A 22,894-nucleotide genomic window follows, 5' to 3' on the forward strand; every position below is an offset into this window, starting at 1 on the left:
TGACATGCCCCTTTGCCTGTGGCGCGACGGGGCGAGGGGGGCGCGGAAGATCCGCAAATGGCCCATGCGAAACTTTTCACATGAGTGACAGCCGCGCCCCCCGCCGCCTCACCAGTCGCCGCCGTCTCGCCCTGTTCGCCGCGGGAGCGGCGGCCGCCTCGCTGACGCTGAGCGCCTGCGGCGACGGTGCCTCCGGCGGCTCGGCGCAGACCCGGTTCGTCCAGGGCAAGAACGGCGTCGACACCGTCAAGCCCGCCGACCGGCAGCCGGCCCCTGCCCTGTCCGGGGAGACCACCACCGGCAAGAAGCTGGACGTGGCCGACTACAAGGGCAAGGTCGTCATCGTCAACGTCTGGGGATCGTGGTGCGGCCCCTGCATCGCCGAGGCCCCCAACTTCGCCAAGGTCGCGAACGAGGTCAAGGACAAGGGCGTCCAGTTCGTCGGGATCAACACCCGCGACGCCGAGAAGTCGCAGGCCGTCCAGTTCGAGGAAGAGCACAAGGTGCCCTATCCGAGCCTGTACGACCCCACCGGCAAGCTGATGCTGCGCTTCCCCAAGGGCAGCCTCAACCCGCAGTCGATCCCCTCCACGATCGCCATCGACCGGCAGGGCCGGATCGCCGCACGGTCGATCGGCCCGCTCGCCGAGGACGACCTGCGCAAGATGGTCGACCCGCTGATCGCCGAGAAGTGATCGCGTGATCACGCTCGCCGCCAACGCCGCGGAGAACCAGACCGTCCTCACCGGGGCCCTGATCGCGGCCGTCCCGGTCGCCCTCGTGGCCGGCCTGGTCTCGTTCTTCTCGCCCTGCGTGCTGCCGCTCGTCCCCGGCTACATGTCGTACGTGACCGGCGTCACCGGCACCGACCTCGCCGACGCCCGGCGCGGCCGGATGCTGGCCGGCGCCTTCCTCTTCGTCCTCGGCTTCACCGCCGTCTTCGTCTCCGGCGGCGCCCTCTTCGGCTTCTTCGGCAAGACCCTCCAGGACTACAAGGACGTCATCGCGCGTGTCCTGGGCGTGCTGATGATCCTGCTCGGGCTGGCCTTCGCCGGCGTCCTGAAGCGGTTCGGCCAGCGCGAACTGCGGTTCCACAAGAAGCCCGCGATGGGGCTGGCCGGCGCGCCGGTGCTCGGTGTGCTCTTCGGCGTCGGCTGGACGCCCTGCCTCGGCCCCACCCTCACCGCCGTCAACACCCTTTCCTTCTACGACGCCAGCGCCGGCCGCGGCGCGCTGCTCACCGTGGCGTACTGCCTGGGCCTGGGGCTGCCGTTCATCGCGGTGGCGCTCGCCTTCCGGCGGGTGCTGGGCGCCTTCGGCTGGGTCAAGCGGCACTACGTCTGGGTGATGAGGGCCGGCGGCGGCATGATGATCGCCCTCGGCGTCCTCCTCCTCACAGGCGTCTGGGACATTCTGATGTCCCAGCTACAGAGCTGGACGCAAAGCATCACCGTTGGGATCTGATTGATGTCCACCAAGACCGACACCACGGACGAGCCGGACGCCGCCGACCAGGGCGGTGATCTCGGCATCGCCGGATCCCAGCTCTCCACCGCGCCCAAGGAGGACGTCTCCCTCCCCTCGCTCGGGCCGATCGGCTGGGCGCGCTGGTTCTGGCGCCAGCTGACCTCCATGCGGGTGGCGCTGCTGCTGCTCTTCCTGCTGTCCATCGGCGCGATCCCCGGCTCGCTGATCCCGCAGACCAGCATCGACCCGGTCAAGGTCGACGCGTTCAAGGAGAAGCACACCACCCTCGCCGAGATCTACGACAAGCTGGGGATGTTCCACGTCTACAGCTCGGTCTGGTTCTCCGCGATCTACCTGCTGCTGTTCATCTCGCTGATCGGCTGCATCGTGCCGCGCGCCTGGCAGTTCGTCGGGCAGCTCCGCGGCCGCCCGCCGGCCGCCCCCCGCCGGCTCACCCGGCTGCCCGCGTACACCACCTGGCGCACCGGGGCGGCGCCCGAGCAGGTCCTGGACGCCGCCGAGCGGATGCTCAAGAAGCGGCGCTTCCGGATCCGCCGGGAGGGCACCGCGGTCGCCTCCGAGAAGGGCTATCTGCGCGAGGCCGGCAACCTCCTCTTCCACGTCGCGCTGATCGTGATGCTGGTGGCGTTCGCCGTCGGCAGCCTGTGGAAGTCCGAGGGCGGCAAGCTGGTCACCGAGGGCGACGGCTTCTCCAACAGCCTGACCCAGTACGACGACTTCTCCTCCGGCCCGTTCTTCGACACCGACACCATGGAGCCGTTCGGCTTCACCATGGACTCGTTCGACGCGACCTACGAACGGACCGGCCCGCAGAAGGGCACCCCCCGCACCTTCCGCGCCAACATCACCTACTTCACCGGCGCGGACGGCACCGAGCACAAGAAGTCGATCGAGGTGAACACCCCGCTCGACATCGCCGGCAACAAGGTCTACCTGCTCTCCCACGGCTACGCACCGGTCGTCACCGTCAAGGACGGCCGCGGCAAGGTCGTGTACCACGGCGCGGTGCCGTTCCTCCCGCAGGACCCCAAGAACTTCACCTCCTCCGGCGTGGTGAAGGTCCCCGGCGCGCAGTCCAAGGACGGCGAGCGCAACCAGCTCGGCTTCCAGGCGCTGTTCGTCCCGACCTTCGGCGGCAAGAACTCCGGATCGATGTTCTCCCAGTTCCCCGCCCCGGACTTCCCCGTCCTGTCGGTGAACGCCTGGCACGGCGACCTCGGCATGGACTCCGGCCTGCCGCAGAACGTCTACCAGCTCGACACCAAGCGCCTGAAGCAGTACAAGGACGCCAGCGGCGACTTCTTCAAGAAGATGCTGCTGCCCAAGGACCGGGCGGCGCAGATGCTCGGTCACTCCGGCGCCAAGCTGACGCCCCAGGAGATCGAGGCCGAGTCCACGATGAAGCTCCCCAACGGGGACGGCTCCATCACCTTCGAGGGCATCAAGACCTGGGCCAGCTTCAAGATCACCCACCAGCCCGGCAACGGCCTCGCGCTGACCGGCGCGGTCGCCGCCCTGCTCGGCCTCGCCGCGTCGCTGTTCATCCAGCGGCGCCGGGTCTGGGTCCGCGCGGAGCGCGTCGAGGGCGACGGCGGGAACGGCGTCACCGTCGTCGAGATGGCCGGCCTCGGCCGCAGCGAGTCGGCCCGGGTGGCGGAGGAGCTCGCCGCCCTCGCCGACGCGCTGACGCCCAGCGCCCCGCTGGCCGCCGCCGCACCGGACACCGGGGACGAACCCGCCGCGTCCGCCGAAGACCCGACGGAGCCGACCGACTCTGCCGATCCTGCTGATCCCTCCGAAGGAGCGCGCACGTGAATCTCGCTGCCGCAGCCAACGAGACACTGGCTCACTACAGCAATGTGCTGGTCTATTCGGCGATGGCCATCTACACCCTGGCCTTCGTCGCCCACATGGCCGAGTGGGTGTTCGGCAGCCGCAGCAAGGTCGGCCGGACCGCCGCCGCGCTGACCACGGAGGTCGCTGCCTCCGCCGCGGCCCCTGCCGGGACCGCCCGGCAGGGGGGCACCGCCGTCCTGGAGCGCCCCAAGGTCGTCACCCGGTCCGTGACCGGCAGCCGTGACGTCCCCGACGGCCCCGGCGCCCACGGCGGCACCGAGAAGGGCGACCTCTACGGCCGGATCGCGATCTCGCTGTCCGTCCTGGCCTGGGCGCTGCACGTCGGCGGCATCGTCACCCGCGCCCTGTCCGTGCAGCGCGCCCCCTGGGGCAACATGTACGAGTTCTCCACGACCTTCGCCGGGGTCGCGGTGGGCGCCTACCTGGTCCTGCTGCTCCTGAAGAAGGACGTCCGCTGGATCGGCCTGCCGCTGGTCACCACCGTCCTGCTCACCCTGGGCCTGGCCGTCAGCGTGCTGTACACCGCCAGCGACCAGCTGGTGCCCGCGCTGCACTCGTACTGGCTGTGGATCCACGTCTCCTGCGCGATCCTCTCCGGCGCGGTGCTCTACCTCGGTGCGGTCGCCACCCTGCTCTTCCTCTTCCGCGACCGCTACGAGGCCAAGCTCGCCGACCCGGACGGCCCGCAGCCCGGCAACTTCGCCACCTCGGTGCTGGAGCGGCTGCCCTCGGCCGCCTCGCTCGACAAGTTCGCCTACCGCGTCAACGCCACCGTCTTCCCGCTGTGGACGTTCACCATCATCGCGGGCGCCATCTGGGCCGAGGCCGCCTGGGGCCGCTACTGGGGCTGGGACCCCAAGGAGGTCTGGTCCTTCATCACCTGGGTCGCCTACGCCTGCTACCTGCACGCCCGCGCCACCGTCGGCTGGAAGGGCCGCAAGGCGGCCTGGCTGGGCCTGATCGCCTTCGCCTGCTACCTCTTCAACTACTACGGCGTGAACATCTTCGTCACCGGCCTGCACTCCTACGCCGGCGTCTGAGCCCGCCCGAACCGCGACACACCGGTGCCGTACGGACCCGGCCCCTCACCGAGGGCCGGTCCGTACGGCACCGTCGTGTTGTACGGGAGCCGCACCGCCCCTACGGGCGCCGCCTGCGCCGGCCGCGCTCCTGCCGCGGCGGCTTCTGGTCCTTGCCCGGCAGCGTCGGCTTGGGCAGGTGCGCCACCTCCCACTGCGCCTCGGCCAGCTTCTCGGCGGTGTCCCGCGGCAGCCGCGGCGGGTGGTGCGCCGCCGAACGGAAGCCGAACGCCGAGGTCAGATCGCCGAAGGTGGCCCGCCGCCAGTCGCTGATGTTGGGCTCCGTCACACCCGTGAACCGCTCCAGGAACTGCAGCACCGAGGTGTGGTCGAAGGCGTCGCCGGCGGCCCAGCCGCCTACCGTCCAAGGAGAAACGATCAGGCAGGGGACCCGGAACCCGCCCCCGATCGGCAGGCCGCGGACGAACTCGTCCTTGGTCCCCGCCGGCGGCACCGGCGGCGGCACATGGTCGAAGAGGCCGTCGTTCTCGTCGTAGTTCAGGATGAAGGCGGTCTTGGCCCACACCTTGGGGTTCGCGGCGATCGCCTCGATCTTCTTGGCCACGAAGTCGGCGCCGGCGGCCGGCAGGTAGTCCGGGTGCTCCGACTGGTAGCTGGTGGGGATGATCCAGGAGACCGCCGGCAGCCGGTCGTTGCGGGCGTCCTCCTCGAAGGCGCCGGCCGGTCCGGGCCGCACCCCCTTCTCGTACAGCGGGCTGCCCGGCTTGGCGTCCCGGAAGGTCTGGAACTGCTCCAGCAGGTTGCAGCCGTAGTCGTCCTCCTCCTGGTACACCTTCCAGCTGACGCCGGCCGCCTCCAGCCGCTCCGCGTACGTCGTCCAGCCGTACGGCTTGGGCGCGGTGTTGTTCAGGACCGGGCCGCCGTGGGTGCCGCCCGGGTCGAGGGTGCCGGTCATCCAGTACAGCCGGTTGGGCCAGGTCGGCCCGAAGACCGAGCAGAAGTAGTTGTCGCAGAGGGTGAACGCCTCGGCGAGGGCGAACTGGAAGGGGATGTCCTCGCGGGTGTGGTAGCCCATCACGTACGGCCCGTTCACGCCGTCCGCCTTGCGGTGCGCGGGCAGCCAGCGGTCCATCCTGCCGCCGTTCCACGCCTCGTGCTGGACCGACCAGGCGTGACTGGTGGACGGGATGGCCTGGGCGCTGGAGGTGTGGGTGTCGAGGCGGAACGGGAGCAGGTAGCCGTCGGGGTTCTCGGGGTCCGGCTGGTAGAAGACGGACCGGCCGGTGGAGAGGGTGAGCGCGCCCGGGTCGTTGAAGCCGCGGACGCCGCGCAGCGTTCCGAAGTAGTGATCGAAAGAACGGTTCTCCTGCATCAGCAGGACCACGTGTTCGATGTCGCGCAGTGAGCCGTGACGCGGGGGACCGGCGGCGACGGCCTTCTGGACGCTGGGCGGCAGCAACGACAGCGCGGCGGTACCACCGATCGCCCCGGCCGCCGAGCCGAGGAGTCTGCGTCGGGTCATGTCCGGCATGAATGCCACTCTCCCTGAGTCGCGTAAGCCCTCGGTGGGCCGTCCCGACTGTGGCGGCGGGGCAGTTTCCGAGGCAGGGGGAGGTTGCTGAACGCTGAGTCAAATGGCTGTGAACGGACCAGAGTTGGCCGACCGGCCCTACGCCTCATACGCCACATGAAGCAGCGCGCGACCGCTCGTGCACCACCCCGACTACGCCTTTGTGGCGATTGACGGGGACACGCGGCTTACGCACGGAGTTCCCCCGGGTGCCGGGTACGGGCGGCAGGGGGAGGCCACTCCCCTGGCGGACTCCGCCCGGCCGTGGACCTGGCGGGCGCGCCCGGCCCGGGGCGGCCCCTTCCGCCGGCCCGGCGGAACCGTAGCGGAGCGTCTCGGGCACCTCAACGGACGTCCGGACGCGGGGAGAGTGGCCGGAAGCGGCCGTGCGGCGCCGCCGGCGGCTCACCGCAGATGGGCCAGCGCCTCCTCCGGCGCGGGATACGGGCGCTCGTCGGGCAGCAGCGCCCGGGCGGACCGGTCGTCGCCGGCGCGGACCAGCGCGTGGACCTTCCGGGCCAGCGGTGTCACGTCGCGGATGGCGACGGTCCACTCGTCCGCGTAGGCCCGCGCCATCTCACCGGACAGCCCGAGCTGGAGGGAGCGGTGGCCGAGCGGCTTCAGGCGCAGATCGCGCTCGGGGTCCCACTGGACCCGGGCCGGCGAGTGGCGCAGCGCGCGCTGCCAGGCGTCGCGGTCCGCGTGGAGCCCGGGGACGTAGTGCGACAGGCAGGCGCGGCGCAGCGCCCGGTCGAAGCCCTCGCGGGTGATCTCGATGGCCAGGACGGTCTCCTGGTCGGTCTTGGTGGCCCAGCCGCAGCGGTACATCATCCACAGGAACGACGGCTTGATCCACGTCATCCGGTCGCGCTTCCAGGCGGCGGGGAACCGGCCGTCCCGCGCGGCGGGCAGGCCCAGGGACGGCGCGTACGCCTGGTAGACGGTGACGGTGTCCGCGGTGTGCAGCGCCCGGATGCGGCAGGGCGGCTCGTGGGGGGTGGTGGTGCCGGTGCTCATGGCGGCCCATCCTGCCGAGGCGGGGCGGCGTGGGCCACCGGATTACGCGCCACCCGGCGGTCCCCGGTGGGCGGACGGACGGACCGGCGGGTGGACGGGCGGGCCGGCCTCAGACCACGCCGATGTCCTCCTGCCACAGCTCCGGGTGCTCCCCGATGAAGTCGCGCATCATCGCCGCGCACCCGGGATCGTCCAGCAGCACGATCCGCACGCCGTGCCGGGCCAGCCAGTCGTGGCCGCCGTGGAACGTCCGGGCCTCGCCGATGACGACCCGGGAGATGCCGAACTGGCGGACCAGCCCGCTGCACAGCCAGCACGGCGAGAGCGTGGTGACCATCGTGGTGCCGCGGTAGTCGCGCTGCCGCCCGGCCGCCCGGAACGCCGCGACCTCGGCGTGCAGCGACGGGTCGCCCTCCTGGACGCGGCGGTTGTGGCCGCGCCCCAGCAGCGTCCCGTCCGGGCCGTAGAGCGCCGCCCCGACGGGGATGCCGCCCTCGGCCAGCCCGGCCCGCGCCTCGGCGACGGCGGTGGCGAGCATGGTCCGGGCCTGCTCCTGGACGTGGTCGGGGTGGCCGGACGGGTCGCCATGACCGTCGACGCCGCCGTAGCGGCGGACGGAGTCGCGGTCCTGCCCCCACTGCCGTGTCCGGTCCTGATCCGGTGCCTGGTCCATGCCGGTCACTTTCCCCGCCGGGCCGGGCCATGGCAACGCGGGCTGGGCCGGACGGTTGTGAGGGGTGCTCAGGAAGTGGCGGGCGGGGTGTCCTCGGGGCCCTTCCGGCCGCTCTTGCCGTGCGTCCCGTCGGAGCCGGTCGTGCCGGTCGTGCCGTCCGTACCGGTCGCGCCGTCGGCGGGCCCGGCCTCCTTGCGCCGCAGCTCCTCCTCGCGGCGCCGCAGGTCGGCCTCCCAGTCCTTCAGCAGCGCCTCGTCCTTCTTGTTCTCCTCGCGCAGGGACCGCAGGAACTCCGGATTGTCGTCCGGCGCGACCCACTTCGCGGTGCTGTGACGGTGGTGCCACTCCGAGGGCGTGCTGCCCCCGCCGCCCGCGACCCGATGCCGTTCCTTGCCGGCCACCAGCCAGGCGATCGGCCCGATCAGCACCTCGCCGAACAGCAGGATGATCAGTACCCACACCACCTTGGGCAGGCCGCGGACCTGCGACTCGGGGGTGTTGATGCAGTCGATGAACGCGTAGATCCACAGTGCCAGCACCAACAGGAACGGCAGATACCTGAGCATTGCGGACGGTCCCCCTGCGCTGTGGACGGGCCCGCGACGGGGCCCCGTGACCCGTACAGGGTAGTGCGTACCGGATACTGGAACGCATGGCTTACGACGATCTTCGCTCCCTGCTGCGGGCCCTGGAGCGCGAGGGCGACCTGACGCGCATCAAGGCCGAGGTCGATCCGTACCTGGAAGTCGGCGAGATCGTGGACCGGGTGCAGAAGGCCGGCGGGCCGGCGCTGCTCTTCGAGAACGTCAAGGGCTCGTCGATGCCGCTGGCCATGAACGTCTACGGCACCGACCGCCGACTCCTGAAGGCCCTCGGCCTCAAGGCGTACGAGGAGATCAGCGAGAAGATCGGCGGGCTCCTCAAGCCCGAGCTCCCGCACGGCTTCGTGGGCGTGCGCGAGGCGTTCGGCAAGCTCGCCAACATGACGCACGTCCCGCCGAAGAAGCTCAAGGGCGACGCTCCCGTCCAGGAGGTCGTGCTCACCGGCGACGACGTCGACCTGGAGCAGCTGCCGGCGCTGTTCACCTGGCCGAAGGACGGCGGCTCCTTCTTCAACCTCGGCCTGACCCACACCAAGCACCCCGAGACCGGCGTCCGCAACCTCGGCCTCTACCGCCTCCAGCGTCACGACAAGCGCACCATCGGGATGCACTGGCAGATCCACAAGGACAGCCGCAACCACTACCAGGTCGCCGCCAGGCGCGGCGAGCGGCTGCCGGTCGCGATCGCCTTCGGCTGCCCGCCGGCGGTGACCTACGCCTCGACCGCGCCGCTCCCCGGCGACATCGACGAGTACCTCTTCGCCGGCTTCCTCCAGGGCAAGCGGATCGAGATGGTGGACTGCAAGACCGTCCCGCTCCAGGTCCCGGCCCACGCCGAGGTCGTCATCGAGGGCTGGCTGGAGCCCGGCGAGATGCTGCCGGAGGGCCCGTTCGGCGACCACACCGGCTTCTACACGCCGCAGGAGCCGTTCCCCGCGCTGAAGATCGACTGCGTGACGATGCGGCGCCGCCCGCTGCTCCAGTCGATCGTCGTGGGCCGCCCGCCCACCGAGGACGGGCCGTTGGGCCGGGCCACCGAGCGGTTCTTCCTCCCGCTGCTGAAGATCATCGTCCCGGACATCGTGGACTACCACCTCCCCGAGTCGGGCGGCTTCCACAACTGCGCGATCGTCTCGATCGACAAGAAGTACCCCAAGCACGCCCAGAAGGTCATGCACGCCATCTGGGGCGCCCACATGATGTCGCTGACCAAGCTGATCGTGGTGGTCGACGCGGACTGCGACGTGCACGACCTCCACGAGGTCTCCTGGCGGGCGCTGGGCAACACCGACTACGCCCGCGACCTGACCGTCGTCGAGGGCCCCGTCGACCACCTCGACCACGCCTCCTACCAGCAGTTCTGGGGCGGCAAGGCGGGCATCGACGCCACGAAGAAGTGGCCCGAGGAGGGCTACACCCGCGACGGGGGCTGGCCGGACATGGTCGAGTCGGACCCGAGGACCGCGGCGCTGGTCGACCGCCGCTGGAAGGAGTACGGGCTGTGAGCGAGCCTGGCGAGCCGACGATCAACAGGTGCGCGCCGCGCGCGTGCCGGGCCGAGCGCAGTGAGGTTTCCGCATGAGTGCATCCGCCGCCGCGGTACCGCAGCCGGGCAGGACTCGGGCCTTCCTGCGACTCGTCGTCATCGAGCACTCGGTCTTCGCGCTGCCCTTCGCCTACATCGCGGCCTTCACCGCGATGCACCAGCTGGACCGGAACGTCCACTGGATCCGGCTGCTGCTCGTCACCGTCGCCATGGTCGGCCTGCGCACCTTCGCGATGGCCGTCAACCGCATCATCGACCGGGAGATCGACGCCCGTAACCCGCGCACGGCCGGGCGCGAGCTGGTCACCGGCGCGGTGTCGGTCCGGTCCGCCTGGACTGGCGCGCTGGTCGCGGTGGTGGTCTTCCTGGGCGCGGCTGCGCTGCTCAACCCGCTGTGTCTGGCGCTGGCGCCGGTCGCCGTCGTCCCGATGGTGGTCTACCCCTACGGCAAGCGCTTCACCAACTTCCCGCACGCGATCCTGGGCCTGGCCCAGGCGATGGCCCCGGTCGGCGCCTGGATCGCGGTCACCGGCGCCTGGTCCTGGGAGTCGGTGATCCTCGGCCTGGCGGTCGGCATCTGGATCGGCGGCTTCGACCTGATCTACGCCTGCCAGGACGTCGAGGCGGACCGGACGAACGGCGTGCTGTCCGTGCCGGCCCGCTTCGGTGTGCCGGGTGCGCTCTGGGGCGCCCGCTGGTGCCACGTCGTCACCACCGCGCTGCTGGCGTGGTACGGCGTCGCCATCGGCGCCGGCCTCTTCTTCTGGGTCGGGCTGGTGATCGTGGCGGTGGCCTTCTGCTACGAGCACGCGATCGTGCGCCCGCACGACACCTCGCGGCTCAACCGGGCGTTCTTCCAGGTCAACAGCTTCATCGGGATCGCGCTGTTCGTCTGCGCGCTGCTGGACCTGTTCGTCCGCGGCCTGACGCCCTGACGCCCTGGTGCGCTGACATCGCGGCGGTGCGTCGCCCGGCCGGTCAGACCTTGCTCATCGGCCAGGCGATCAGCCGCGGGTAGTGCCACAGTTCGCCCTTGGTCGCCTTGACCGTGCCGATGATGGCGCAGACCATCCCGGATACGGCGTAGGCCACCATCATCACCATGATCGTCAGCAGCGGCACGGCCAGCCCCGGCGGGGGATCGCTCCGCCCGCTGTCGTCGGCCGCCGCGAAGATGACCGCGCTGCCGAGGTAGAGCACCAGGCCGAGCGCCGCGACGATGGCCTGGGTGAGGCCGAAGTTCAGCGCCTGGGTGGCGTGGTGGCGGACGTACGGGTCGTGCTTGTGGCGGGCGTTGCCCCGCAGGGAGAGCGGGCCTATCCAGCCCAGGAAGCCGCCCAGCCCGCAGAGCATCGAGCCGGCGGTGATGGTCAGCAGGGCGCCGAGGTGGGCCCACATCGCCGGGCTCGTCGAGGGCGAGGGCGGCGGCTGGACGCCGTAGCCGGGGCCGGTGGGGTAGCCGTATCCGGGCGCGCCCGGATAGCCGTAGCCGCCGGGCGGGGGAGTGGGCTGCTGCCAGCCCGCGGGCGGGCCGTATCCCGGCTGGTGGTGGTCGGACATCGTGCACTCCCCCGCGTCGTCGTGTCGCTGTCTGGCCGCGCCGCGGCGCCGGCCGCGGACGGCGGACGCCGGGCCTCCCGACCCCCCCCGGCCCCGGCCCGGAGCGCGCTTGCGCGACCTGTCTCCCGAGATTACGGGACGGGTCCGACAACGGCGCCGGCCGACCGCACCGCCCGCCCCCGCTCGCGCAGCACGAACGCCGCCAGCACCCCGCCGACCAGCCCGAACAGATGGCCCTGCCAGCTGATCCCGCTGGTGGTGGGCAGCGCGCCCCACAGGATCGAGCCGTAGATCAGCCCGACGGTCACGCCGATCCCGATGTCCAGCAGCTTGCGCTCGATGAAGCCGCGGACCAGCAGATAGCCGAAGAGCCCGAAGACCACTCCGGAGGCGCCCGCGGTGTTGCTGTGCGGGGCGGCCGTCAGCCAGACGCCCAGTCCGCTGACGAGGATGATCAGCAGCGCCGCGCCGAGGAACCGGCGGATGCCGCTGCGCAACGCGGCGACGAAGCCGAGCACCAGCAGCGGAAGGGTGTTGGCCGCCAGATGGCCGAAGCCGAAGTGGATGAAGGCGGCGGGGATCACATCGACCAGCTCGGCCGGATCGCGGGGCTGGATGCCGAAGGCGTCGAGGGCGTTGCCGGTGACGGTGTCGAGGCCCTCCAGGACCCACAGCAGCGCCACCCAGCCCAGCATCAGCACGAGCGCGGGCCTGGCCCGTGCGGTACGCGGCGTCATCTCCCGCCCCCTCGTCCTCGACGTGTCCGGTCGCGTCCCCGGCGTCGTACCGGCGCACAGGTAGTAACGGTCGTGACGGCCCCGGTGGTTCCGCCGGATAGGCTCGATCCGTGGAGCCGCCGCACAACGACACCAGCAAGCAGGACCCCGGCCGCCGACCGTGGGTCGTGGGGATCTCCGGCGCGTCCGGGACGCCGTACGCCGCATCCGTGGTGCGCGGGTTGCTCGCGGCCGGGGAGGCGGTGGATCTCATCGTCAGTCGGGCCTCGCGGCTGACCCTGCTGGACGAGACCGGTATCGCCTTCCGGGACGCGCACTGGCGCGAGGACCTGCGGGAGTGGCTGGCGCGCGGCGCGGACGGCAAGCCGGGCACCTTCCCGGTGACCGAGCGGGCGCTGGACGCGGTCCGGTACTGGCCGGCCGGGGATCTGGCGGCGGGCCCGTCGTCGGGTTCGTATCCGGTGCAGGGGATGTTGATCGTCCCGGCGAGCACGGCGTGTGTGGCCGGGGTGGCGCTGGGGCTGTCGAAGGACCTGCTCCAGCGGGTGGCGAGCGTGACGCTCAAGGAGCGGCGGCCGCTGGTCGTCGCGGTGCGGGAGACCCCGCTGAACGGGCCGACGCTGAAGCATCTGGTGGCGCTGGACGAGGCGGGCGCCGTGGTGCTGCCCGCCTCTCCGGCGTTCTACGCGGGTGCGACGCACATCCAGGATCTGGTGGACTTCGTCGCGGGCCGGGTGCTCGATGCGGCTCAGGTGCCGCACGGGCTGTACCGGCGGTGGGAAGGGGAGCTGGGGGGCGGCTCCAAGGGGGAGGCCCCGAAGGCTCGTTAGTGCTTCTTGGCGGTGGCGCGGCCCAGGCGGCGCCGTGCCCGCGGGGTGGCGGCCTGCTGGGCGGCACGTGAACGATTGGCCTGGTCCTGCAGCTCACGCATGCGGGCGTAGGCCATCTCGATCGAGTACACGGTGACAACTCCTGTTGAAAGATCGTCCTTGATCGTTCTAAATGAATCACAGGACTAGGGCCCTGTATGCCTTAGATTCTACATGCAGAACGCAGAAACGCGGAAAGATTGGAAGGCTTGAGGGCATGGACGCGGTGGATAGGCAGCTCATTCAGGCACTTCGTGAGAACGGCAGGGCCTCCTACGCGGAGCTCGGCCGGCTCGTCGGCCTCTCCGGCCCCAGCGTCACGGACCGGATCAACCGCCTCGAAGCGGCCGGAGTGATCACCGGTTACCGCGCGACGGTCAACGCCGCCTCGCTCGGACTCGGCGTCACCGCCCTGGTCGGCATCTCCCTGTCGGACGCGGCCGACCACGAGGACGTCGCCCGCCGTCTGAAGGACCTCGAAGAGATCGAGGACTGCTGGTTCATCGCCGGCGACGACTCGTACATGCTCAAGGTGCGGGTCGGTGACGTGGACGGACTGGAGCGCACCATCCGGCGGCTGTCCGGCACCAAGGGCGTCTCCCGTACGCGGACCACGATCGTGCTCTCCACCAAGTGGGAGAACCGCGTCGGCGAGCTTCCGGACGAGGTCGACTGAGCCCGGTGGACACCGACGGCGGACGGCGGCCCGGGCCCACTCCCAAGGGGCCGCCGTCCGCCGTGAAACCGGGGGAGTAGGCTCGGCGAAGCCCGTTTTTCGCACGAAACGGCCAGCGTTTCACGTGAAACGGCCGGTGACAGACAGAGATGGTGGGAGGCGACCCGATGGCTGCGTCGATGGATGCCGGCCTCAAGCGCGAGCTGGAGGCCAAGGTCCACGCCGGCGAACGGCTGACCCGCGAGGACGGAATCGCCCTCTACGAGTCCGACGACCTGGCATGGCTGGGTGGCCTGGCCCACGAGGTGCGGACCCGCAAGAACGGCGACGCGGTCCACTTCAACGTCAACCGCCACCTCAACATGACGAACGTGTGCACCGCGTCCTGCGCGTACTGCTCGTTCCAGCGCAAGCCGGGCGAGAAGGACGCGTACACGATGCGCATCGAGGAGGCCGTCCGCCTCGCCAAGGCGATGGAGAACGACAACCTCACCGAGCTGCACATCGTCAACGGCCTGCACCCGACCCTGCCGTGGCGCTACTACCCGCGCTCGCTGCGGGAGTTGAAGAAGGCGCTGCCGAGCGTCTCGCTCAAGGCGTTCACCGCCACCGAGATCCACCACTTCGAGACCATCTCCGGCCTGTCCGCCTCCGAGATCCTCGACGAGCTGATCGACGCCGGCCTGGAGTCGCTGACCGGCGGCGGCGCCGAGATCTTCGACTGGGAGGTCCGGCAGCACATCGTCGACCACCGGACCCACTGGGAAGACTGGTCGCGGATCCACCGCCTCGCCCACGAAAAGGGCCTGAAGACCCCCTGCACCATGCTCTACGGGCACATCGAGGAGCCCCGCCACCGCGTCGACCACGTCCTGCGGCTCCGCGAGCTCCAGGACGAGACCGGCGGCTTCCAGGTCTTCATCCCGCTGCGGTACCAGCACGACTTCGTGGACATGCAGGACGGCAAGGTCCGCAACAAGCTCCAGGCGCGGACCACGATGGCCAGCGGCGCCGAGGCCCTGAAGACCTTCGCCGTCTCCCGGCTCCTCTTCGACAACATCCCGCACGTCAAGGTCTTCTGGGTGATGCACGGCGTGCAGACCGCCCAGCTCGCCCTCCAGCACGGCGCGGACGACATGGACGGCTCGGTCGTCGAGTACAAGATCACGCACGACGCCGACAACTACGGCACGCCGAACAAGCTCACCCGCGACGACCTGCTGGAGCTGATCCGCGACGCCGGCTTCCGCCCCGTCGAGCGCAACACCCGCTACGAGACCATCCGCGAGTACCCCGGCCCGGACCCGGAGCGCCGCGAGGCCCCGCAGCCGATGCGGATCTGACGACGACCTCGCCCCTTCCGGGGCCCCGGTAGGGTCCGCTCCATGAGCGTGCGCTTCGAGCTGGACCCTGCCGTCACCCCGGAAGTCCGGGACGGGATCTGCGCGTTGTGGGCGGACGTCTCCAACGCGGGCGGTGCGGTCGGCTTCGTCCCGCCGGTGACCTCCGCGGACATCCGCGCCGACCTCCTCCGCCACCTCGCGGCGCTCGCCGAGGGCCGCGAGCGGCTGCTCGTCGGCCGGGACGCCGACGGCCGGATCGTGGCCAACGCGTTCCTCACCCTCAACCAGCACCGCATGTCCACCCACTGGCTGTGGGTCTACACGGTGATGGTCCACCCCTCGCTCCAGGGCCGCGGCGTCGGCCGCGCCCTGATGGCCGCGGTCTCCGGCGCCGCCCGCGGCATCGACGGCATCATCGGCCTCCGCCTCACCTGCCGCGGCGGCACCGGCCTGCGCCGCTTCTACGAAACCTGCGGCTACCGCGAGATCGGCCGCGCCCCCCGCGCGATCAAGCTCGCCGACGACGACTTCCGCGACGACGTCACGATGTGGCTGGACCTGGTCTGAAGCACCCTCGTGCCGGGGGCCCGGAAGATCGCCCAGGTTCCTGTGCTTGACTGGACGGAGACCCTTTCGGTTGCCGTTGAGAAGAAGGTCCCGACCGTGAGTAGCCCCAAGTTCGCCACGCTCCGCTACACCGCCCTTCGCATCGGCCTGTTCGCCGCCTGCTTCGCCGTGGTGTGGGTGCTGGCGTACTTCCGGATCATCCCCCTCGGCGTCGGCAGCTCCAACGCCATCTGGATGCTCCTCCTCGCCATCGTGATCTCCGCGCCGCTCAGCTTCGTGCTGCTGCGCAAGCAGCGGGACGCGATGTCCGAGCAGATCGTGGCCAAGGTGGACCGCCAGAGGGAGCGTCTCGCGGCCAACCAGAGCATGGAGGACGGGCTGTAGGGTCCGCCCCTCGCCCCTCCGGACTGTAAGACGCGTCACGTCGGCGCGCCGTCCGGCCCCCTTTTCGTCCGGCGCCCGGCCGGTGGAGTCCCAACTCCCCGGACCGGGCGCCCTTTTGCGTATTCCGGCCGTTTTCACGACGGCTCGCCGGCCGTCACACCGACCCAAAGATTTTCTTTGGGTTCCTCAAAGTTCAAGTGTTAACGTGCATGTCATGAAGACCGCAGCTGCGCCCTCGACCCCCATGAGCGTCCCGCTCGTGGTGCGCCTGCACGTCGATCTTTGCCGCTGTATGTCCGCGGCCTGTTGCCGCCGCTGACACGTCCCCAGCGGCCGGAGATCCTGCCTGTACGTACGGACCTCCTGGCGCCACTTCACGCCGTCCCGACGCCCCGCGTCCCACGTCTTCCCGTTCCCGGAGTGTGTCCGTTGTCCACGTCTGCCCAGACCCCCGCGCCCGCCGCGGCGCCCCAGACCCCGAAGACCTCCCGAATACCCAAGATCCCGTTCTGGGTGCAGATCCTGGCCGGCCTCGCCCTCGGCGTGCTGCTCGGCTGGGTCGCCAAGAGCGGTGACATCGGCTGGCTCGGCTCCACGCTGGAGCACATCGGCGACCTCTTCGTCCAGCTGCTGAAGCTGGCCGTCGCCCCCCTGGTCTTCTTCGCGATCCTGGTCTCGATCACCAACCTGCGGCAGGTCAACAACGCCGCCCGGCTGGCCACCCGCACGCTGCTGTGGTTCATGGTCACCTCGCTGATCGCGGTGGCGATCGGCCTGGCCATCGGCCTGCTGACGCACCCCGGCGCGGGCACCGGCCTGACCCCCAAGGACGGCAAGCTCCCCCAGCACACCGGCTCCTGGATCGACTTCCTCACCGGCATCGTCCCCACCGACGTCATCACGCCGTTCACCCAGCTCAACGTCCTGCAGATCGTCTTCATCGCGGCCGTGGCCGGCATCGCCGCGCTGCAGCTCGGCGAGAAGGCCGAACCGGTCCTCAAGCTCAGCCGCGCCGCCCTGGAACTGCTCCAGAAGGCCCTGTGGTGGGTCATCCGGCTCGCCCCGATCGGCACCGTCGGCCTCATCGGCCACGCCATCGCCACCTACGGCTGGAACCTCATCGGCAAGTACGCGACCTTCACCGTCGACATCTACGTCGGTTGCGCGCTGGTCCTGTTCGGGGTCTACCCGCTGCTGCTCTCCACGGTCGCCAAGGTCAACCCGCTGCAGTTCTTCCGCGGCGCCTGGCCCGCCATCCAGCTGGCCTTCGTCTCCCGCTCCTCGGTCGGCACCATGCCGGTCACCCAGAAGGTCACCGAGCGCCTCGGCGTGCCCAAGGAGTACGCCTCCTTCGCGGTGCCGTTCGGCTCGACGACCAAGATGGACGGCTGCGCCTCGATCTACCCGGCGATCGCCGCGATCTTCATCGCCCAGATCTTCGACGTCCACCTCAGCATCGCCGACTACGTCCTGATCGCCTTCGTCTCGGTCATCGGCTCCGCCGCCACCGCCGGCCTCACCGGCGCCACGGTCATGCTGACCCTGACCCTCTCGACGCTGGGCCTGCCCCTGGAGGGCGTCGGCCTGCTGATGGCCATCGACCCGATCCTGGACATGATGCGGACCGCCACCAACGTCGCCGGCCAGTCGGTCATCCCGATCCTGGTCTCCGCCCGCGAGAAGATCCTGGACCGCGACGCCTACGCCGGCGCCACCAGCATCCGCATCGGCGAGACGCAGAAGGCGGCCGACGTCGAGCCGGCCGCCGACCGGGAGCCGGCCCCGGCAGCCGCCTGACACCGCCCACCGGGGCCCCGCCCCTGGTGCGCCGCAGCGCCCCCGCAGCCCGTACGAGGCTGCGGGGGCGCGCTAGCGTCCGGGGCAGGGCCGGCGCGGCGGCTCAGCGGGCGCCCGCCGCCGCCCCGTGCGCCGCGCCGGTGTGCGCCAGGATCGCCTCCGCCAGCGGTCGGTGGACCTCCGGCGGCAGCGCGTGCCCCATCCCCGGGATCGCCACCACCTCCGCACCCTTGATCGCCTGCGCGAGATGCTGCGGATGCGGCGGCGGGAAGATCGGCTCCGCCGGCCCGGAGACCACCAGCGTGGGCACCTCGTTCCGCGCCAGCTCCTCGGTGCGCAGCATCCCGCCGTCGTCGGCGCGCCCGTGGGCGGTGCCCACGTGGTAGTGCCCGGTGTGCGCGACGACCTGCCGTTCCAGCGCGCGGTAGTACGCCGCGTCGAACGGCAGCCGGTCACCGGCGAGCAGCCGCCAGTGCTCGACCCGGCGCTCGATCTCGGCCTGCTCACCGCGGTCCGCCACCGGGCGGGCCCACATCTCCAGCACCTCCGGCGCGATGCCAGGCAGCTCCGCCACGGGGACGGTGCCGCCGTCGGGCCGGGTGTACGGGGCGGTGCTGAGCGCACAGGTCCCTATCAGGGTGGCGCTGAGCAGCCGCTCCGGGTGGTCGGCGAGGACCATCTGCACCAGCATGCCGCCCAGCGACATCCCCACCAGGTGCGCGCGGGCGACGCCGAGCCCGTCGAGCACGGCGCTCACATCGTCGGCGAGGTCCGCGATCCGGTACGGCCGGTCCTCGAACGACCAGGTGGAGCGGCCGGTGTCGCGATGGTCGTAGCGGATCACCCGGTGCCGTGCGGCCAACGCGTCCACCAGCGGCTCCGGCCAGCCGACGCCGGCGGCCTGCCCGCCCATGACCAGCAACAGCGGCGGCGCGTCGGCGGGCCCGCGCTGCTCCGTCCACAGCCGGATGCCCGGCGCGGCGTCGACGAAGCGCTCCTCGATCCCTGTTCCCCGCTGCGGCATGCGCGGCCCCCATTTCGTATACAGCTAACGGAACGGGCCGTATCGTCTCGCCATGTCTCACATCATGTCAAGCAACCGGACGGGGAGGGCGAAGATCGTAAACTTACTTTGCGGTAAATGCCGCAAAGGGGCGGGGTGATGGAGGGTTTTCAGGGTGGGTGCTGCCAAGAGCAAGCGGGTGCCGCGCGCGGTCCGGGAGCGGCAGATGATGGACGCGGCGGTGCGGACGTTCGCGCGGCGCGGATACCGGGCGGCCTCCATGGACGAGATCGCCGAACTCGCGGGCGTCTCCAAGCCCCTGGTCTACCTCTACCTCAACTCCAAGGAGGAGCTCTTCAGTGCGGTCATCCGGCGTGAGGCCGCGGCCCTGGTGGCGGCCGTGACCGCGGCCGTGGAGAAGGGCGCCGCCGCCGACCGCCAACTCTGGTGCGGTCTGGCGGGCTTCTTCGCGCACACCGCCGAACACCCCGAAGGCTGGGCGGTGTTGCACCAGCAGGCGCGGACGCAGGGGGAGCCGTTCGCGATCGAGGTGGCCGCGATGCGGGCGGAGATCGTGCGGTTCGTCGCCGGTCTGATCGGCGCCGCCGCGAAGGAGGCGGGGTGCGCCGGCGAGCTGGCCGACCGCGAGGTCGCGGGCCTGGCGCACGCCCTCGTCGGCGCCGCCGAATCGCTCGCCGAGTGGGCCAACGCCTGCGCCACCGACGGCACTTCGGCCCTGGGGCCCAGCGGCGAACGCGAACGGCCGACGGCCAAGGACGCCGCCGGAACCCTGATGAACTTCGCCTGGGCCGGCCTGGGCCGCCTCATGCACGGCGAGCGCTGGACCCCGGCCTGACCGGACCGACGAGGGTGCGTCACGCCCGGCCGCCGAGGAAAGCCGTGCACGGGCATTGGCCGGCGCCCGGACCTGGGCGTAAATTTACCGCGCAGTAAGGTTACCGTCGGGTCAGTGCCGAAAGGGGCTGGCACCTTGCCGCCTCCGCCGCGTTCCGCTGCCGCGCCGTCGGGCCTCCCGCGCCGGGTGGGCGAGGCCCGCGCCCGGCCGCGCGACCGCACGGGACGCGCTCGCGCAGCCGGTCGGCACCCGCCGGCCGTGGGCGAGTCCGACGGAGCCCCCGCGGCGCGAGAGCCGACACCCCACGGCGCCGCGGCCGACGACGGGAGACGGCCACAAGCCACCCCTCCCGGCCGCCCCGGCGCGCCAACGCCCGCCCGCACAGGGCCCGGCGGAAGAGGAAGCGCCACCCACCCCGCCCCCCGCAACACCAGCGCGCAACACCGAGGAGCCGCTCGTGTTCAACCAGCCCACCGCTCCCCAACCCGCCCCGCCCCGCACGACGTTGGTCGACGGCACCGTCCGCGAGGTCTCCGTCCCCCCGCTGGCCCCGCCCGTCCGCACCGGCTCGCTCGGCGACATCCCCTTCACCAACGCCGCCGAGGCCCCGCACGAGACCGTCCTCTCCCGCAAGCGGCCCGACGGCACCTGGCGCGACGTCACCGCCGCCGGGTTCGCCGCCGAGGTCCGCGCCGTCGCCAAGGGCCTGATCGCGCACGGCCTCCGCCCCGGCGACCGGCTCGCGATCATGGCGCGCACCACCTACGAGTGGACCCTCCTCGACTTCGCCGCCTGGGCCGCCGGCCTGGTCACCGTCCCCCTCTACCCGACCTCCTCGGCCCACCAGGCGCAGTGGATCCTGCACGATTCCACGGCCCGCGCCTGCGCCGTCGAGGGCGTCGACGAGGCCCGTCTGATCAGCCAGATCCGCGGCCGACTCCCCGCCCTCGACCACCTCTGGCAGTTCAGCACCGGCGCCATCGGCCACCTCGTCGACGCCGGTCGGGACCTTCCCGACGAGGTCGTGGACGAACGCCGCGCCACCCTCACCCCCCATGTGCTGGCCACCCTCGTCTACACCTCCGGCACCACCGGCAACCCCAAGGGCTGCGCCCTCACCCACGCCAACTTCTTCGCCGAGGTCGACAACGCCATCGCCCTCCTCCACCCCGTCTTCACCTCGGTCAGCGACGAGCCCGCCGCCACCCTCCTCTTCCTGCCCCTCTCGCACGTCTTCGGTCGCATGGTCGCCATCGGCTGTCTGCGCGCCCGGGTCCGCCTCGGCCACGCCCCCAGCATCCGGACCGACGAGCTCCTCGCCGACCTCGCCGCCTTCCGGCCCACCTTCCTCCTCGCCATTCCCTACGTCCTGGAGAAGGTCTTCAACACCGGCCGCGCCACCGCCGAGAAGATGGGCCGGGCCGCCTCCTTCGACCGCGCCGTCCGCATCGCCCGCTCCTACGGCGAGGCCGTCGAGGCCGGGGAACACGGGACCGGCCCCGGCCCCGGCGTCGCCCTCAAGGCCGCCCGCAAGCTCTACGACCCGCTCGTCTACCGCCGGATCCGCGCCGCCCTCGGCGGCAGGGTCCGCTACGCGATCTGCGGCGGCTCCCCGCTGGGCCACCGCCTCGCCGCCTTCTACTCCGGCGCCGGCATCGAGATCTTCGAGGGCTACGGCCTGACGGAGACCACCGCCGCGAGCACCATCACCCCGCCCCTGCGCCCCCGCATCGGCACGGTCGGCTGGCCGCTCCCCGGCAGCGCGGTCCGGATCGCCGACGACGGCGAGATCCTGCTCCGCGGCCCCCATGTCTTCACGGGCTACTGGGACGCCGCCGCCAACGCCGCCGCCCCGGTCGCCGACCCGGACGGTTGGCTGGCCACCGGCGACCTCGGCGCCCTCGACGCCGACGGCTACCTCACCATCACCGGCCGCAAGAAGGAGATCATCGTGACCAGCGGGGGCAAGAACGTCGCCCCCGCGCCCCTGGAGGACCGCCTCCGCGCGCACCCCCTCGTAGGCCAGTGCATGGTCATCGGGGACAACCGGCCCTACGTCACCGCCCTGCTCACCCTGGAGCCCGACGGCCTCGCCCACTGGCGCCATATGGCCAGGAAACAGGACGTACCGCTCGCCGAACTCGTCCACGACGAGCGGCTCCTCGCCGACCTCCAGCACGCCGTCGACGACGCCAACGAACTGGTCTCCCGCGCCGAGTCCATCCGCCGCTTCGCCGTCCTCCCCGCGGAGTTCACCGAGCAGACCGGCCATCTCACGCCGTCCCTCAAGCTCCGCCGCGCCGTCGTCGCCCGCGACTTCGCCAGCGAGATAGCGCACCTTTACGAAAGGGAGTGATTACGGCTCTGGAGCCGCGGCCCTCCGCGCGTCAGACTGGAACCCCCGTGTCACCTCTGTGGGGGAGGTGGCACGGGGTCTTCCTGCCCTGCCCGGGGTCCTCTTGCCATGCCCGCCCCGCACCCCTCGGGCGCGGACCGGGGGCCCGGTCTCATCGTGGGGGTAACGCCACCGCCGTCTGCATCTGGCATGAATTGCACCAGAACGCCCATCCGTTGGCGTCCACGGACCGCGAACCGCATGCCAGGCACGGGTCGCCGACGAAGCTCGCCGCCACCCACGCACCGGCCGACGCGGCCCGCCGCCCCGCCGCCGCCCGCTCCTCCGCGAAGCAGGGAATGCACACCCCGCCCTCCCGGCCGGGCAGTTTCATCGGCCGCAGCCCGCAGGCGGCGCACGGGAGTCTGCCGACGTACTGCGCATCGAGGCCGACCGGCTTGCCGTTTCTGCTGAAGGCCGCCATGGTTGCATCCGCCTCCTCTATGCCAGGACGGTTCCGGTGCCGGCGCAGCCGGAGCACTGCGTGGTGACCTTGTGGCCGCCAGGGGTCTCCCACTCGACGGTGCCCGCGCCACCGCAATCGGGGCAGGGCTTCTGCGGTGGCATGTTCTCGCTCATTCTGCCCACGGTAGAACCTGTCATGTGGCCATGTGACCACTTTCCGTGATCGCATCCGTCGCCCCCGCCGCCACCAGGCGCGGCCTTCCCGGTTCGACCGCGGGTGCGGTTTATCCGGCCCCGCCCGAATTCGGGGAGCGGTCGCCGCGCCCGGCGCACCGCGGACCGCCCGGTGCGGGGAGTCCGCAGGCCAGGGCGGTGCGCCGGGGCGGTGCGGCGGGGCGGTGCGGCGCCCACGGCGGCGGTCGTCGGTAGGAATTGGGGAAGATTTCCGGGCCGGTGAATCGTCGGAATGCACAATCCGCTCTTCCCGATCTTCCGGCGGGCGTGCGGAT

The 22,894-nt window shown here is 71.4% G+C and carries 24 protein-coding genes; 14 read left to right on the forward strand and 10 right to left on the reverse strand.

Features of this window, described 5'->3' with window-relative positions:
* The first annotated feature begins 80 nt into the window (after window positions 1–80).
* From SNOUR_RS21770 to ccsB, 4 genes are read left to right on the forward strand one after another with little or no spacing between them, the layout of a single operon-like run.
* Window positions 81–695, forward strand: a complete 615-nt coding sequence (locus SNOUR_RS21770) for a TlpA family protein disulfide reductase (protein ID WP_067349771.1) — start codon at window positions 81–83, stop codon at window positions 693–695.
* A 4-nt stretch (window positions 696–699) separates the two neighbouring features.
* On the forward strand, window positions 700–1,464 hold the full coding sequence (locus SNOUR_RS21775) for a cytochrome c biogenesis CcdA family protein (RefSeq protein WP_099055717.1): 765 nt from the start codon (window positions 700–702) through the stop codon (window positions 1,462–1,464).
* Between the two features lie 3 nt (window positions 1,465–1,467).
* Entirely contained in the window at window positions 1,468–3,303 is a 1,836-nt protein-coding gene (gene resB, locus SNOUR_RS21780) for a cytochrome c biogenesis protein ResB (RefSeq protein WP_067349774.1), read from the forward strand.
* Window positions 3,300–4,385, forward strand: coding sequence for a c-type cytochrome biogenesis protein CcsB (gene ccsB / locus SNOUR_RS21785; RefSeq protein ID WP_067349777.1), 1,086 nt, complete (start codon window positions 3,300–3,302; stop codon window positions 4,383–4,385). The genes resB and ccsB overlap by 4 nt, the downstream gene beginning before the upstream one ends.
* Window positions 4,386–4,485: 100 nt before the next feature.
* Here the strand turns inward: ccsB and SNOUR_RS21790 are convergent, their stop codons facing one another.
* The 4 genes from SNOUR_RS21790 to SNOUR_RS21805 all read right to left on the reverse strand — a co-directional run bounded on the left by SNOUR_RS21790 (window position 4,486) and on the right by SNOUR_RS21805 (window position 8,211).
* The gene (locus SNOUR_RS21790; protein ID WP_067349779.1) at window positions 4,486–5,916 is read right to left on the reverse strand and encodes an alkaline phosphatase family protein; all 1,431 of its coding nucleotides are present in this window, start codon (window positions 5,914–5,916) and stop codon (window positions 4,486–4,488) included.
* A gap of 444 nt (window positions 5,917–6,360) precedes the next feature.
* On the reverse strand, window positions 6,361–6,972 hold the full coding sequence (locus tag SNOUR_RS21795) for a DUF4291 domain-containing protein (protein ID WP_067349781.1): 612 nt from the start codon (window positions 6,970–6,972) through the stop codon (window positions 6,361–6,363).
* 109 nt (window positions 6,973–7,081) lie between these two features.
* Entirely contained in the window at window positions 7,082–7,645 is a 564-nt protein-coding gene (locus SNOUR_RS21800) for a nucleoside deaminase (protein WP_079142821.1), read from the reverse strand.
* Between the two features lie 68 nt (window positions 7,646–7,713).
* Window positions 7,714–8,211, reverse strand: coding sequence for a PLD nuclease N-terminal domain-containing protein (locus SNOUR_RS21805; RefSeq protein WP_067349784.1), 498 nt, complete (start codon window positions 8,209–8,211; stop codon window positions 7,714–7,716).
* Between the two features lie 86 nt (window positions 8,212–8,297).
* On the opposite strand from SNOUR_RS21805, the gene SNOUR_RS21810 reads away from it, so the two are divergent.
* Both SNOUR_RS21810 and mqnP read left to right on the forward strand, forming a co-directional pair.
* Complete coding sequence (locus SNOUR_RS21810; RefSeq protein WP_067349786.1) at window positions 8,298–9,752, forward strand: menaquinone biosynthesis decarboxylase; 1,455 nt, start codon at window positions 8,298–8,300, stop codon at window positions 9,750–9,752.
* A 73-nt stretch (window positions 9,753–9,825) separates the two neighbouring features.
* A complete protein-coding gene (gene mqnP / locus SNOUR_RS21815) occupies window positions 9,826–10,728 on the forward strand; it encodes a menaquinone biosynthesis prenyltransferase MqnP (RefSeq protein ID WP_067349789.1) in 903 nt (300 codons plus the stop codon).
* 43 nt (window positions 10,729–10,771) lie between these two features.
* Here mqnP and SNOUR_RS21820 read toward each other — a convergent pair whose 3' ends face one another.
* Window positions 10,772–11,353 (reverse strand): DUF4870 domain-containing protein, encoded by a 582-nt coding sequence (locus tag SNOUR_RS21820; RefSeq protein ID WP_067349792.1) that lies wholly within the window; start codon window positions 11,351–11,353, stop codon window positions 10,772–10,774.
* 131 nt (window positions 11,354–11,484) lie between these two features.
* Window positions 11,485–12,090, reverse strand: a complete 606-nt coding sequence (locus SNOUR_RS21825) for a rhomboid family intramembrane serine protease (RefSeq protein ID WP_067349795.1) — start codon at window positions 12,088–12,090, stop codon at window positions 11,485–11,487.
* A 110-nt stretch (window positions 12,091–12,200) separates the two neighbouring features.
* Here SNOUR_RS21825 and SNOUR_RS21830 point away from each other — a divergent pair, with 110 nt between their 5' ends.
* Window positions 12,201–12,920, forward strand: a complete 720-nt coding sequence (locus tag SNOUR_RS21830) for a UbiX family flavin prenyltransferase (RefSeq protein ID WP_067349798.1) — start codon at window positions 12,201–12,203, stop codon at window positions 12,918–12,920.
* On the opposite strand, the gene SNOUR_RS48430 is transcribed toward SNOUR_RS21830, so the two are convergent.
* Entirely contained in the window at window positions 12,917–13,051 is a 135-nt protein-coding gene (locus SNOUR_RS48430) for a hypothetical protein (RefSeq protein WP_312633127.1), read from the reverse strand. The two genes, SNOUR_RS21830 and SNOUR_RS48430, sit on opposite strands and share 4 nt — an antisense overlap.
* Before the next feature lie 125 nt (window positions 13,052–13,176).
* Here SNOUR_RS48430 and SNOUR_RS21835 point away from each other — a divergent pair, with 125 nt between their 5' ends.
* From SNOUR_RS21835 to SNOUR_RS21855, 5 genes are all read left to right on the forward strand, one after another.
* Window positions 13,177–13,635, forward strand: coding sequence for an Lrp/AsnC family transcriptional regulator (locus SNOUR_RS21835; RefSeq protein ID WP_039635179.1), 459 nt, complete (start codon window positions 13,177–13,179; stop codon window positions 13,633–13,635).
* Window positions 13,636–13,814: 179 nt separating this feature from the next.
* Window positions 13,815–14,978: an aminofutalosine synthase MqnE gene (mqnE, locus tag SNOUR_RS21840; protein WP_067358620.1), complete on the forward strand. Its 1,164-nt coding sequence runs from the start codon at window positions 13,815–13,817 to the stop codon at window positions 14,976–14,978.
* Window positions 14,979–15,020: 42 nt separating this feature from the next.
* Window positions 15,021–15,545, forward strand: coding sequence for a GNAT family N-acetyltransferase (locus tag SNOUR_RS21845; RefSeq protein WP_067349800.1), 525 nt, complete (start codon window positions 15,021–15,023; stop codon window positions 15,543–15,545).
* 96 nt (window positions 15,546–15,641) lie between these two features.
* On the forward strand, window positions 15,642–15,929 hold the full coding sequence (locus SNOUR_RS21850; protein ID WP_067358622.1) for a DUF4229 domain-containing protein: 288 nt from the start codon (window positions 15,642–15,644) through the stop codon (window positions 15,927–15,929).
* Between the two features lie 429 nt (window positions 15,930–16,358).
* Window positions 16,359–17,726 (forward strand): dicarboxylate/amino acid:cation symporter, encoded by a 1,368-nt coding sequence (locus SNOUR_RS21855; protein ID WP_067349803.1) that lies wholly within the window; start codon window positions 16,359–16,361, stop codon window positions 17,724–17,726.
* Between the two features lie 103 nt (window positions 17,727–17,829).
* On the opposite strand, the gene SNOUR_RS21860 is transcribed toward SNOUR_RS21855, so the two are convergent.
* Window positions 17,830–18,750 (reverse strand): alpha/beta fold hydrolase, encoded by a 921-nt coding sequence (locus SNOUR_RS21860; protein ID WP_067349806.1) that lies wholly within the window; start codon window positions 18,748–18,750, stop codon window positions 17,830–17,832.
* Window positions 18,751–18,955: 205 nt separating this feature from the next.
* On the opposite strand from SNOUR_RS21860, the gene SNOUR_RS21865 reads away from it, so the two are divergent.
* On the forward strand, window positions 18,956–19,585 hold the full coding sequence (locus SNOUR_RS21865; protein ID WP_079143507.1) for a TetR/AcrR family transcriptional regulator: 630 nt from the start codon (window positions 18,956–18,958) through the stop codon (window positions 19,583–19,585).
* A 457-nt stretch (window positions 19,586–20,042) separates the two neighbouring features.
* Window positions 20,043–21,941 carry an AMP-dependent synthetase/ligase gene (locus tag SNOUR_RS21870; protein WP_067349813.1) on the forward strand — a complete coding sequence of 633 codons (1,899 nt, stop codon included), beginning with the start codon at window positions 20,043–20,045 and terminating at the stop codon, window positions 21,939–21,941.
* Window positions 21,942–22,092: 151 nt separating this feature from the next.
* Here the strand turns inward: SNOUR_RS21870 and SNOUR_RS21875 are convergent, their stop codons facing one another.
* Window positions 22,093–22,404, reverse strand: a complete 312-nt coding sequence (locus SNOUR_RS21875) for a hypothetical protein (RefSeq protein ID WP_039635190.1) — start codon at window positions 22,402–22,404, stop codon at window positions 22,093–22,095.
* 17 nt (window positions 22,405–22,421) lie between these two features.
* On the reverse strand, window positions 22,422–22,559 hold the full coding sequence (locus SNOUR_RS46270; protein ID WP_158690127.1) for a hypothetical protein: 138 nt from the start codon (window positions 22,557–22,559) through the stop codon (window positions 22,422–22,424).
* Window positions 22,560–22,894: the final 335 nt, after the last annotated feature.

The sequence above is a fragment of the Streptomyces noursei ATCC 11455 genome, assembly GCF_001704275.1.
Classification (GTDB): Bacteria; Actinomycetota; Actinomycetes; order Streptomycetales; family Streptomycetaceae; genus Streptomyces; species Streptomyces noursei.